This is a genomic window from Hyphomicrobium sp., from assembly GCF_035687085.1.
Taxonomy (GTDB): domain Bacteria; phylum Pseudomonadota; class Alphaproteobacteria; order Rhizobiales; family Hyphomicrobiaceae; genus Hyphomicrobium_B.
This window is the reverse complement of record NZ_DASRYS010000012.1, coordinates 103,763-116,192: the sequence shown is the minus strand read 5'-3', so window position 1 is coordinate 116,192 and position 12,430 is coordinate 103,763. Positions and strand designations below refer to the sequence as shown.

Annotated in this window: 11 protein-coding genes; 4 read left to right on the top strand and 7 right to left on the bottom strand. The window is 63.3% G+C overall.

Annotation, left to right across the window (positions count from 1 at the left end; genetic code table 11):
* Nucleotides 1-9: 9 nt before the first annotated feature.
* The gene (phbB, locus tag VFG26_RS09855; RefSeq protein WP_325024763.1) at nucleotides 10-738 is read left to right on the top strand and encodes an acetoacetyl-CoA reductase; all 729 of its coding nucleotides are present in this window, start codon (nucleotides 10-12) and stop codon (nucleotides 736-738) included.
* A 97-nt stretch (nucleotides 739-835) separates the two neighbouring features.
* Here phbB and VFG26_RS09850 read toward each other — a convergent pair whose 3' ends face one another.
* The 3 genes from VFG26_RS09850 to gloB all read right to left on the bottom strand — a co-directional run bounded on the left by VFG26_RS09850 (nucleotide 836) and on the right by gloB (nucleotide 4,280).
* Complete coding sequence (locus VFG26_RS09850; protein WP_325024761.1) at nucleotides 836-2,830, bottom strand: NYN domain-containing protein; 1,995 nt, start codon at nucleotides 2,828-2,830, stop codon at nucleotides 836-838.
* A gap of 208 nt (nucleotides 2,831-3,038) precedes the next feature.
* Entirely contained in the window at nucleotides 3,039-3,488 is a 450-nt protein-coding gene (locus VFG26_RS09845; RefSeq protein ID WP_325024759.1) for a cupin domain-containing protein, read from the bottom strand.
* A gap of 21 nt (nucleotides 3,489-3,509) precedes the next feature.
* Nucleotides 3,510-4,280, bottom strand: a complete 771-nt coding sequence (gloB, locus tag VFG26_RS09840; RefSeq protein WP_325024757.1) for a hydroxyacylglutathione hydrolase — start codon at nucleotides 4,278-4,280, stop codon at nucleotides 3,510-3,512.
* Nucleotides 4,281-4,435: 155 nt separating this feature from the next.
* Here gloB and VFG26_RS09835 point away from each other — a divergent pair, with 155 nt between their 5' ends.
* Nucleotides 4,436-5,176, top strand: a complete 741-nt coding sequence (locus VFG26_RS09835; protein ID WP_325024754.1) for a methyltransferase domain-containing protein — start codon at nucleotides 4,436-4,438, stop codon at nucleotides 5,174-5,176.
* On the opposite strand, the gene metW is transcribed toward VFG26_RS09835, so the two are convergent.
* The gene (gene metW / locus VFG26_RS09830) at nucleotides 5,173-5,832 is read right to left on the bottom strand and encodes a methionine biosynthesis protein MetW (RefSeq protein WP_325024752.1); all 660 of its coding nucleotides are present in this window, start codon (nucleotides 5,830-5,832) and stop codon (nucleotides 5,173-5,175) included. The genes VFG26_RS09835 and metW overlap by 4 nt on opposite strands.
* Nucleotides 5,829-7,031: a homoserine O-acetyltransferase MetX gene (gene metX, locus VFG26_RS09825; protein ID WP_325024750.1), complete on the bottom strand. Its 1,203-nt coding sequence runs from the start codon at nucleotides 7,029-7,031 to the stop codon at nucleotides 5,829-5,831. Before metX ends, metW begins: the two co-directional genes overlap by 4 nt.
* Nucleotides 7,032-7,183: 152 nt before the next feature.
* Between metX and hisC the strand changes: the two genes are divergently transcribed.
* Nucleotides 7,184-8,287 (top strand): histidinol-phosphate transaminase, encoded by a 1,104-nt coding sequence (gene hisC / locus VFG26_RS09820; RefSeq protein WP_325024747.1) that lies wholly within the window; start codon nucleotides 7,184-7,186, stop codon nucleotides 8,285-8,287.
* Nucleotides 8,287-9,258, top strand: a complete 972-nt coding sequence (locus VFG26_RS09815; protein ID WP_325024744.1) for a prephenate/arogenate dehydrogenase family protein — start codon at nucleotides 8,287-8,289, stop codon at nucleotides 9,256-9,258. Before hisC ends, VFG26_RS09815 begins: the two co-directional genes overlap by 1 nt.
* 20 nt (nucleotides 9,259-9,278) lie before the next feature.
* Here VFG26_RS09815 and VFG26_RS09810 read toward each other — a convergent pair whose 3' ends face one another.
* Together VFG26_RS09810 and VFG26_RS09805 are read right to left on the bottom strand one after the other, a co-directional pair.
* The gene (locus tag VFG26_RS09810; protein WP_325024742.1) at nucleotides 9,279-9,701 is read right to left on the bottom strand and encodes a hypothetical protein; all 423 of its coding nucleotides are present in this window, start codon (nucleotides 9,699-9,701) and stop codon (nucleotides 9,279-9,281) included.
* A 290-nt stretch (nucleotides 9,702-9,991) separates the two neighbouring features.
* On the bottom strand, nucleotides 9,992-12,391 hold the full coding sequence (locus VFG26_RS09805; protein WP_325024740.1) for an adenosylcobalamin-dependent ribonucleoside-diphosphate reductase: 2,400 nt from the start codon (nucleotides 12,389-12,391) through the stop codon (nucleotides 9,992-9,994).
* Nucleotides 12,392-12,430 lie beyond the last annotated feature (39 nt).

Genomic DNA, 12,430 nt, shown 5'->3' with positions numbered 1-12,430 from the left:
GACACCGATATGGCACGGGTTGCCCTCGTTACGGGAGGCACGCGCGGCATTGGCCACGCAATTTCGATCGCGCTCAAGAATAGTGGATACCGTGTCGCCGCGAGCTACGCCGGCAACGATGCCGCCGCGCAAGCCTTCCAGGCCGAGACGGGAATCCCCGTCTACAAGTTCGACGTCGCCAACTTCGAGGCGACCGAGAAAGCCGTCCAGCAGATCACGAAAGACGTCGGCCCCATCGACGTTCTCGTGAACAACGCCGGCATCACGCGCGATGTCATGTTCCACAAGATGACGAAGCAGCAGTGGGACGATGTCATCGGCACGAACCTCAACGGCCTCTTCAACGTCACCCGTCAGGTTTGGGAAGGCATGCGCGCCCGCAAGTTCGGCCGCGTCATCAACATCTCCTCCATCAACGGCCAGAAAGGCCAGATGGGCCAGGTGAACTACTCGGCATCGAAGGCGGGCGACATCGGCTTCACGAAGGCGTTGGCACAGGAAGGCGCGCGCGCCGGTATCACCGTCAACGTCATCTGCCCGGGCTACATCGCGACCGAAATGGTGAAGGCCGTTCCGCAGGACGTTCTTGAGAAGAGCATCCTTCCGCAGATCCCGGTCGGCCGTCTCGGCGAACCGGCAGAGATCGCGCGCTGCGTCGTGTTCCTCGCCTCCGATGATGCGTCCTTCATCACCGGTTCGACGCTGACAGCCAACGGCGGCCAGTATCTCGCGAGCTGATCGCTCAGCCTCTCGGCGGACATCACACCAATGAAAAAGGCCCTGCCGGAAATCTCCGGCAGGGCCTTTTTAGTGTCCTTGCGGTTGAGCCGCCGCCTTAGCCGCGGAAGCGCGACCGGACGATGCGCGGAAACTCTTCCTCGCCTTCGCTCTGCGTCTGCGCATAGGCGTTCGGCGTGCGATGCTCGCTGTCCCGCTGCGGCTCCGGCAGTTGCTGCTGGCGGCCGTCGTCATGGCTCCACCAGCGCTCACCGCCAGGCCCACCGGCCATGGCCGGCATCTGCTGCTGCGGAGCGGCCGCCTGCGCCGGGCGTCCAGCGTATGCCGGTGCCTGTTGCTGCTGGCGCGCCTGCGGCTGCTGCTGAGGCGCCGAGAACCAAGCCTCGATCAGATCGAGTTCGTCGGACGAAAGGCTCAGCCCCTGGCTACGGCAGCGCGCCACGACGAAGTTGCGGAAGCGTCCCGCGAACAGGTTCGCCGACGTCCCCTGCTCGAACCACGGATCGCTCTCACTCACCACGTCGTAGATGAACCGCAGATCATCCCGCTTGATGTCGAGACCGAACTCGCGAGCCCGCTGCGTGATGTTCACGAGCGTTTGCGCGCCCTGCAGCCCATTCGTCGAAATCTCTTGCGACATGACGTCGAAGAGCACGCGATATTCCGCCGGAGCCAGCGCGGGTGCTTGGCAGGCTTCGTGGATACGCGCGATCGACTGCTGGATCTGCGTGGCCTGATCGGCGCCGCGCTGTTGCGGAGCCATCGGCGGCGGAGGTGTCGGCTGAGCCTGCGGCCGTGCCAGTTCCCGGCGCGGTTCGGGCTGCAGCGGCGCCTGCTGCTGCGGTGGTGGCGCGATCGGCTGCCGGCGCGGCTGCAACGGCGCGGCAGCTGCCTGCGCGATCGAAGCCTGTGCGGCGGCCGGAGCAATCGCCGTCAGTTCCGGCATGCGCGAAGACGGCATGGGCGGAGCCGGCGGCGCGGCAGGCGTCACCCGGTCGATGTAGCGCGACGGCGGAACAGGGGCCTGATAGCCGCCGTGCGGAACGGCAGGCGTCGCGGCCGGCTGAGGCATCCGCTGAGGTGCGGACAACGCAGGCTGCTGCGGCTGCGCTTCGACACGCACCGGCTCGGGCTCAGGTTCACGGCGGCGCGGCGGCTCTGCGGCCGGGGGCGACAGCTGCGGCGCGATCAGCCCCGCTGCCGAGATGTGCCGGTTGCCGTCGAACACCGTGTAAGGCGCGGTGTCGCTCAAGTGAATGTCGTCCGGCAGATCGGCAAGCAGCAGATCGCGGAACGAGCCATAGCCGCCCCAGTTGGTGCCGACCGTCTTGTCCCGGCCGACGACGCGAACCGCACGATCGGCAAGCGTCTCGAGCGGAACGGCCTGCGGCGCCACGCGGACGAACTCGACGACTTCGGAGACGATCGCCTTGCGTGCTGCCTCGACATCGATCACCGGAGCCGGAGCCGAAATCTCGCGCGGGCTCTCGCCTGAGATCGCGCGCCCACTGCTCGTCAACAGCGAGATGAGGTTCGACTCGCGAATTTCGCCATCGCTGATTGCCGTATACGGTTGCGCCGTATGATCGTTCGCAAAAACGACCGTGCGCCGAGCATGCGCGCGCAAACGATGCAGCAGCGGCGTGAAATCAGCGTCGCCCGACAGAATGATGAATTCGTCGAAATACGTGTCGTGATTGAGAATGTCACGAACGTCCATGACGATCCGGATGTCGGCTGAATTCTTCAGCTGCGCCGTCAGCGGCGGGCAATCGATCACCTCGAAGCCGGCGCGCAAGAAGTGATGGCGGATGAACGGGAACGAGTTCATGTCGGTCGAATTGTCGTGCGCGTTACGGCGAGGAACAGGATTGCCGTAGCAGCGGTTCATCGCGATCCGGCGCGGGCCGGGCAATGCGTACGAGTTCGTGGACGTGATGAGTTCGCCGGACGCAATTCCTTGCAGCCACACAGCACTGTCTTTGGCGAAACGCTTCGCAGCGTCTTCGTTCTTACGTTTCAAAGATAGGTAGATGTTGTCGTAGTCGACAAACACCGTAGATAGGACGGGTCCTGAGGACTCGCGTTTCATGGACTGCAACCCCCGTGAATCGGAACGTGATTCGCCGTTCACTGTTGACGAGTCGAACGCCTCCCACAAGAAGCGCCACACCACTGTTGTTGGAAAGGGGCAATTAACCCGTGGATGGAAGGCCATCACGCCACGCCGCCAAAAAACGCAGTTGGGGACGGCGTGTGGATTGTTCGCGAAAGGCTTTCTGCTGTTGCAGCTTAGCCGCTTAATCGACCGACGGAGGCGCGTCCGGTGAGAAGTCCGGCGCCGTCAGCGTAAACCCTTCGAAAGTGAAGCCGGGAGCAACCGTGCAGCCGACGAGCGTCCACTTGCCGAGGCTGCGCGCGCGTTGCCAATGGCCTGCCGGAACGATCGCTTGCGGCCGCTCCCCGTTGACGAGATCTGCGCCAAGGCGAATGTGCGTAATTGGCCCGCCCGTTGGAGACACGTCGAGCTCCAAAGGATCGCCCGCATAGAAGTGCCAACCTTCCGCGGCATCGACCGCGTGCCAGTGGGAGCGCTCGCCTTCTTTCAATAGGAAGTAGATGGCCGTGGATGCTGCCCGCTTACCGGGCTCGGCCGCATCGCGGAATGTCTCGCGAAAATGCCCGCCTTCCGGATGAGGCGAAAGGCCGAGCATTTCGATCACGTCGTCGCCGGAGAGATCGCGTTGCAAGGGATCCTCCTTCGCGGCCGCTCAGGCCTTGTTCTTCAACTGGCGAAGCCGCGCGAAGACTTCAGCATCCGGCGCACCCAGCATGCCAAGCCGCGCTTGGATGGCGCGCGAGTGCGGCCGCAGGAAGGGATTTGTCGCAAGTTCGGCATCGATCGTCGTCGGCAGCGTCGGCTGTCCTGCTGCGCGCAGGGCTTCGACGTCCGCCATTCTCTTCTTCAGCGCGTCGTTTTCCGGCTCGATCGTCAGCGCGAAACGGCCGTTGCTCAGCGTGTATTCATGACCGCAGTAAATCTGCGTATCGCCCGGCAGCGCGCCGATCTTGGAAACCGACTCCCACATCATCTCCGGGTCGCCCTCGAAGACGCGTCCGCATCCGAGCGAGAAGAGCGTATCGCCCGTGAAGGCGAGCTTATCCTCGGGGAAATAATAGGTGATGTGACCGAGCGTGTGTCCGGGCGTATCGAGAACTTCGATCGGATGACCTGCGAATTCGAGCTTATCGCCGGCTTTGACGAGCCGCGTCAGCCACGGGATCCGGTCGGCCTCGGCTTGAGGCCCCGTCACGCTGGCACCGTAGAACGCCTTCAGCTGGGCGATGCCGTCCGTATGATCGGCGTGGTGATGCGTGATGAAGAGGTGCGTGAGCCGCCAGCCGCGTTCGGCCAGCGCCGCTTTGATCGTCGCCCCGCACGGCGCATCTATGACTGCCGTTTGGCCCGAAGCCGGGTCGTGCAGAATGACGCTGTAGTTGTCCGCCAAGCATGGCAGAAGAACGATTTCGAGTGCTCCCATGGGCCGGACTTTGGTTGGGTGCGTCCAATGTGTCAAACGCAACGAAACGACGCACTGATTGAAAGGGCCTGCCCGCCCGGGCTGTCTCTGCCCGGCCGGATCGTTTAGAGACAAAGCTGGTAAAGCCGATTATTTCGATTCAGGTAAGCGCCAGAATGCCTCTCGACGCAATCAACCTGAGAGATTTCTACAGGACTCCCCTTGGCCGGGTGGTTCGGCGTCAGCTTGCGACCGCCATCCGCGAGCGCTGGAAGCGGGTTAATGGCTTGACCGTCGCTGGCGTCGGCTTCGCCTCGCCGTTTCTCGGCACCTTCCGAACCGAAGCAGCACGGCTCGCCTGCCTGATGCCGTCCCGCCAGGGCGCGATCGTTTGGCCCCGGTCCGGCCACTGCCACTCGGTTCTCGTCACCGAGAACCAATGGCCTTTGCCAGACAACTCGGTGGATCGCCTGCTTGCCGTCCATTGCCTGGAACAGGCTGAGCGCGCCGGACCTCTACTGCGCGAAGTTTGGCGCGTGCTGAAGCCCGACGGCCGCGCGCTTTTCATCGTTCCGAACCGCCGGGGGCTGTGGTCGCGCATGGACCGCACGCCCTTCGGTCACGGCCTGCCGTTCAGCCGTAGCCAGCTCGAAACCCAGCTCACCGACGCACTCTTCACCCCGGTAGACTGGGGGGAGGCGCTCTATTTCCCACCCGTCAGCCAGCGCCTTTTGCTCCGCGTCGCCAATCCGCTCGAGCGATTCGGATCGAGCATGTCGATTGGCGTCGCCGGCGTCATTCTGGTCGAGGCGAAGAAGGAAGTGATGGCCCCGGTCGGCACCGGAAAGTTGGTAAGGAAGCCAGCGCTGCTGAAGCCCGCCGACACCCGCGGCACATCCGGTATTCGCCGCTACTAACGGTGGGGAGCCGGATGCCCGCGTAGGAGAAACACAGCCTTTTCTCCGAACAGGTTCTGCATCGACAGCGACCACTTGATTGGCAGCCGCGCGCCGGACGCGTTGAACGCCACGGCCCGCTCCACATCCGCATGAACGAGTTCGCAGAGGTCGGCGAAATCCCGGATCGTGCACAAATGCGCGTTAGGGGTCAGATACCACTCGTCCGGAAGATTATCGTTGACGGGCATGCGGCCCGAAAACAGCAGCTTCGTGCGCACCTGCCAGTGCCCGAAATTCGGGAACGACACGATCGCGCGCCGCCCGATCCGGAGAAGGTTCTCCAGCACGTTTTTGGGCTGCCGCGTCGCCTGGATCGTCAACGACAGGATCGCGTAGTCGAATGCCTGATCCGGGTAATTGTCGAGATCGCGATCCGCATCCCCTTGGATGACGGAAAGCCCGTGCGCCACGCAGGCATTGACCTTGTCGCGCTGGAGTTCGACGCCGCGCCCGTCGACGCCCTTGCGCTCGGATAGAAGCTGCAGAAGCTCGCCGTCGCCACAGCCAACGTCGAGCACGCGCGATCCCGCTTCCACCATCTCGGCGATGAGTTCGTGGTCGACGCGCGGGATCTTTGCGCTCTTCAGGATTTGTCCGGTGACGGGAGCGTTCATGTCCGCGCCTCCGCTGGCCCCAGCCCGCGCTTCATCGCGGCCGCATTGAGAAACCCGCGGATCGTCGCAAAGAACGTCGGCTCTTCGAGCAGAAACGCGTCATGCCCCTTGTCGCTCTCGATCTCGACGAACGACACGTTCGCGGCCACCGCATTGAGCGCCTGCACGATCTCGCGGCTCTCGCGCGTCGGATACAGCCAGTCCGAGGTAAACGACACGACGCAGAAGCGCGTCTTCGTACCCCGGAATGCATTTGCAAGCACGCCGCCCGCGCCTTCGCGCATGTCGAAATAATCGAGCGCGCGCGTGATGTAGAGATAACTGTTGGCATCGAAGCGATCGACGAACGTCGATCCCTGATGACGCAAATAGCTCTCGACTTGAAATTCGGCGTTGAACGAGAACGACAGCGCCGAACGGTCCTGCAAGCTACGGCCGAACTTCCGGTGCAGCGCCTCTTCCGAAAGGTACGTGATGTGCGCGGCCATGCGCGCAACCGCGAGACCGTTCTTCGGCACCTTGCCCGCAGCATAGTAATCGCCGCCTGACCATTCAGGATCAGCCATGACCGCCTGCCGGCCGACTTCGTGGAACGCGATGTTCTGCGACGAATGCCACGCCGCCGTCGCGATCGGGACGGCCGCGAACACACGATCCTTGTAGCGCGACGCCCACTCCAGGCACTGCATGCCGCCCATCGAGCCGCCGATCACGGCGAAGAGCTGATCGATACCCAGATAATCGATGAGACGCGCCTGCGCCTCCACCATGTCGCCGACCGTGATGACCGGGAAAGTGAGGCCGTAAGGAGCACCCGTCTTCGGATTGATGGAGGCAGGCCCCGTCGAGCCCATGCAGCCGCCGACCACGTTCGAGCAGATGACGTAAAAGCGGTTCGTGTCGATCGGCTTGCCCGGCCCGACCATATTGTCCCACCACCCGGGCTTGCCCGTGATGGGGTGGCGGCTTGCCACGTACTGGTCGGCCGTCAGCGCATGACAGATCAAAATGGCGTTGGACTTTGCCGCATTCAGTTCCCCATAGGTCTCGTAAGCTATGGAAAAGGGTGCCAGATCCTGCTGGCAGGCAAGGCGCAGGGGAGCGCTGGCATCGAAATGGACAACCGGGCTCGACGGCGTATCCACCTCGGGATGCCGCCGGGAGACGGGGGCGACAAGATTGGGCGAGACGCCGGTCATCGGTTGGGTTCGAAAGTCCTGGGGCTGAATGCTAGCGCGGGCTTGCTAGGCCGGCCGCAGATAAAGTCAACTTTAAACTTTGATTTCAAGTAGTGAAGCCCCTATCAATGCGCCCAAAATCGGCATTTCCGTTCAAGAATTCGAGATAACATATGGTGGTCACCGCACCAATTGCACGGCCTGGCATCCTCGACATTGCAGCCTACGTCCCTGGCGAGAGCAAGGCCGGCGGCGCATTGCCGCCCGCGAAGCTGTCGTCCAACGAGACGCCCCTGGGGCCAAGCCCTGCGGCAATCGCAGCGTTCAAACTGGCGGCCGGCGAGCTTGAGCGCTATCCGGATGGTCAGGCGACGCGCCTGCGCGAAGCCATCGCCCGCCGCTACGGCCTCGACGCCGCCCGCATCGTTTGCGGTTCCGGCTCGGACGAGCTGCTGGGGATGTTGGCGCGCGGCTACCTCGGACCCGGCGACGAGGCGATCTACACGGAGCATGGCTTCCTCGTATACCGCATCGCCATTCTGACGAACGGCGCCACGCCCGTGGTCGTGCCTGAACGCGACCTCAAAACCGACGTCGATGCCATCCTCGCCGCCGTCACACCGAAAACGCGCGTTGTGTTCCTCGCCAACCCGAACAACCCGACGGGCACATACATCCCGATCGAGGAAGTGCGTCGCCTGCGTGCGGGCCTGCGCGGCGACATTCTGCTCGTGCTCGACGCCGCCTACTGTGAATACGTCAGCAAGAACGATTACGAAGCCGGGCTCGAACTCGTCGCCACCACCAACAACACGGTGATGACGCGCACGTTTTCGAAAATCTACGGTCTCGCCGCGCTCCGTATCGGCTGGGCATATTGCCCGCCCGAGATCGCCGACGTGCTGAACCGCATTCGCGGACCCTTCAATCTCTCGGCTCCCGCCATCGCCGCGGGCGCCGCTGCGATCGAAGACATCGAGCACACCGAGCGCGCAAGGCTCCACAACGACAAATGGCTGCCGTGGGTCACGAGCGAGCTTGAAAAGCTCGGGCTCAGGGTGACGCCGAGCGTCGCCAACTTCGTGCTCTTCGACTTCGACGGCATCGACGGCAAGACGGCCTCCGAAGCCGACGAGTTTTTGAAATCGCAAGGCATCATCGTGCGCAAGGTCGGTGCCTACGGCTTCCCGAATGCGCTGCGCATGACGATCGGCTCGGAAGCCGACAACAAGCGCGTCATCGAAGCGCTCGCCCGCTACCTGAAGGGCGCGGTTTGATGGAGAAACCGGAAAGTGCCGTCGCGGAACGCGCGGCAGAGCCGATGTTCAAGCGCGTAGCGCTCATAGGCATTGGCCTCATCGGGTCTTCGATCAGCCACGCCGCGCGCCGCGCTGGCCTCGCAGGAGACATTGTCGGCTCCGCGCCGCCGCCGGAGATGCGCGCGCGCGCCGAAGAGCTTGGCCTCGTCAGTAAAGCCTACGCCGATCCGGTCGAGGCCGCGAAAGGCGCTGACCTCGTCGTTCTCTGCACGCCGGTCGGCGCGTTCCAGGAAATTGCCCAGGCCATCGGCCCGCATTTGGAACCGGGATCCATCCTTACCGATGTGGGCTCCGTGAAGGCCGCGGCGATCCAAGACATCGCCCCGCATGTGCCCGCAGGCGTGCACTTCATTGCCGGCCATCCAATCGCGGGCACCGAGCAGTCGGGCCCCGACGCCGGCTTCGCCGAGCTCTTTGACGGCCGCTGGTGCATTCTGACGCCGGGCGAGGGCGCTGATCCCTCAGCCCTCGCTAAACTGAGCGAGTTCTGGCGCAAGCTCGGCTCCAACGTCGAAATCATGACGCCGGAGCATCACGACATGGTGCTCGCGATCACGAGCCATGTCCCTCACTTGATCGCCTACAACATCGTCAACACGGCCTCGCATCTGGAACGCGTGACGGACAGCGAGGTCATCAAGTTCTCGGCTGCCGGCTTTCGCGATTTCACGCGTATCGCCGCCTCCGATCCCATCATGTGGCGCGACGTCTTCCTGAACAACAAGGATGCCGTGCTCGAAATGCTGGGCCGCTTCGCGGAAGATTTAACGACCCTGCAACGCGCCATCCGCTTCGGCGACGGCGAGACGCTGGAGCGGCTTTTCACGCAAGCGCGCGCGACGCGGCGCGGGATCATTCAAGCGGGCCAGGATACGGCGCAGCCGGACTTCGGACGCAGACCCGCCCGCGCCAAAGACGGCGCGCAGTAACGCGCCGTCGCATCCCGCCTTTAAGCCGAGTGCGGCTCCATCAAGAACTGCGCCGTGATGAGATCGGCTTCGACCGCTTCCGCTTCCTGCGAAGATGATGCGAGCAGGTGCACGTGAACTTCGTCGGCGCCGAGCGCTGCGGAATGCTGGCGGATCTCAGCGAGGTTCAGCGACGGGCAGCGGTTCGACAAACGGCCGATGGCGAGCACGGTACGGCGCGTGCGATCGCTGCGGCGGACGAGAATGTAGTTGGCATCTTCCAGCGTCGGGCAATCGAACAGGCTGTAGACGGTGTGCACGTAACGCTTGCCGGATGCGCCCGTCCAGAAATGAAACCGCGGCGGAGCTTCAGGAAGAGCGCCTTGCGCGTTCATCGGAGGAACGGATTGGGCCGCCTGCCGGTGAACTCGGAACGCAGCTAACTGAATAATTTCGGCACTCATAACGCACACCCCTTGTCGGCACTTCGCCGATGACTGCTTTTGTCATCGTGATACCGGACTGGCCTGTGAGGAATGGTGAACTTTGGTCCGAAAATTTGACGCGATTGCCTCGTCCGCGCCTCGATGGTCAATGAAGTGTTGAGAAGGTAGCGGAAGCTGAAACACTCCTGGCGAGTATGCGCCGGAGAAGACCGCAATCGTCAACGCACGTTAGTAATTGAACGTGCAGCTGGACCCAATCTCGCCAAAAATGTGAATGCGCTAGGCGGGGTAATGTTAACCGGCGCGGCTCAGCCGCAACGCGAATAATCGCAGTTCGCGCACGTCCAGCAGCCTTCCACATGCCGCAAGGCGCGCTCACCGCATTTGGGGCAGATGCGGGCCGTAGCAACCGGCGGCGGCTGACCGGAAGCGGCGCTACCCGCAGCACTCTCATCCTCGTGAGCCCCGATCCGCTGCACCACCGCGATTGGCTGGCGCCTCGCAATCACGTCCTCATCATCGCGCGTGAGAAACCCGATGTGGATCATGTGCTGCTCGATGACATCGCCGATGGCGGCAAGCAGGCTCGGAACGTAGCGCCCGCCCATCCATCGTCCGCCTTCCGGATCGAAAATCGCCTTTAACTCTTCGGCAACGAACGTCACGTCGCCTCCCCGGCGGAAGACGGCGCTGATCATGCGCGTCAGCGCAACCGTCCAGCCATAGTGTTCGAGGTTCTTCGTGTTGATGAAGATTTCGAACGGCCGCCGCCGCCCATCGCGAACGATGTCGTTGATCGTCACGTAAAGCGCATGCGCACTCGCCGGCCATTTGATCTTGTGAGTGACGCCTTCGAGCGCCTGATCGCGCTCCAGCGGCTTCGTCATATAGACGACGTCGCCCGTCCGCGCCGGATCTTCGATGCTCCGCGCCAGGGACGCGCGCTGCGCGGTCGAAACCTCATCGAGCGCCCCCTCAGGGCCGCTCGGAACAGCCTCCGCGCGCGAGAGAACGGCACCCGTGATCGCATTCGGCCGATAGGTCGTGCAGCCCTTGAGGCCCAGATCGAACGCCTCGGCGTAAATGTCTTCGAACTGCTCGAAGGAAATATCCTCTGGGCAGTTGATCGTCTTCGAGATGGCGCTGTCGACATAAGGCTGCAGCGCCGCCTGCATCGCGATGTGCTCGCGAGGCGAGAGCTGATCGGCCGTGACGAAGGCTTCCGGAAGGGCAGCGCTCTCGCCCGAGAGTTCGCGAAATTTCCGGTAGGCGTAATCTTCGACCGTTTCCTCCGTCGCCGTCTGCCCATCGCCCAGCACGCGGCGCCGGTAGACGAAATCGAAAACAGGTTCGATGCCGCTCGAGACGTTGCCCGCCAGCAGCGAGATCGTCCCCGTCGGCGCTATGGAGGTGATGCAGCCATTGCGGATGCCGTTCTCGGCGATCGCCGCGCGCACCTCGGCATCGAGCCGCACGATGTTCGGACGCGCCTGGAAGGCCTCGGCATCGTAAAGCGGAAATGCGCCCTTCTCGGCGGCGAGCGCAGCGCTTGCCCGGTAGGCGGCATTCTGGATGAGAGCCATCCATTCGGCAGCCTGATCCCGCGCCGCCGGACTGCCATAGGGAAGCCCAAGGAAAATCAGAGCATCCGCAAGCCCGGTCACGCCGAGGCCGATACGCCGCTTCGCACGCGCTTCCAGCGACTGCTCTTCCAGCGGATAACGCGAAATGTCGATGACGTTGTCGAGTAAGCGCACGGCCGTCGCAACACGCGCCTCGAGCTTCTCAGCGTCGATACCGGCGGACGGCGTAAAGGCATGCTCCACCAGCCGCGCAAGATTGATCGATCCCAGAAGGCACGCGCCATAGGGTGGCAACGGCTGCTCACCGCACGGGTTCGTCGCCGAAATCCTTTCGCAATATTCGAGGTTGTTGACCGCATTCACGCGGTCGATGAAGATGACGCCGGGCTCCGCGTAGTCGTAGGTCGCGCGCATGATCTTGTCCCACAGCGCGCGCGCTTCAACGGTCCTGTACACCTTGCCTTCGAAAACGAGGTCCCACGACGCGCCGCGTTTGACCGCATTCATGAAAGCGTCGGTCACCAGAACCGAAAGATTGAAATTCCGCAGCCGCTGCGCATCGGCCTTCGCCGCGATGAACGTCTCGATATCGGGATGATCGCACCTCAGCGTCGCCATCATGGCGCCGCGCCGCTGACCAGCCGACATGATCGTCCGGCACATCGCGTCCCAGACGTCCATGAAGCTGACAGGACCCGAAGCATCCGCGCCGATGCTTTTGACCGCCGCCCCTCGCGGACGAAGAGTCGAGAAGTCATGGCCGATGCCGCCGCCAGCCTGCATCGTCAGCGCCGCCTCTTTGACGCTTTCGAAGATGCTCGTCAGATCGTCCTCGATCCGGCCGAGCACGAAGCAGTTGAATAGTGTGACGTTCCGGCCCGTGCCGGCGCCAGCCAGAATGCGCCCCGCCGGCTGAAAGCCGAAGTCGGACATCACGTCATAGAAAGCGCCAGCCCAAGCCTCGCGCGCGGCAGGCTTCTCGACGGAAGCAGCTGCCGCGGCCACGCGCCGGAAGGTGTCCTCCAGCGTCTCGTCAGCCACCGCTTCCGGCGATCCGGCAAAACGATACTTGCGCCGCCAAATGGCGCCGGAAATTGCGGGCAGATCTCTCAAAATCGCGCTCATACAAGTCGCCGGAATATAGGTGCAAAGTAGGGGCTTTCA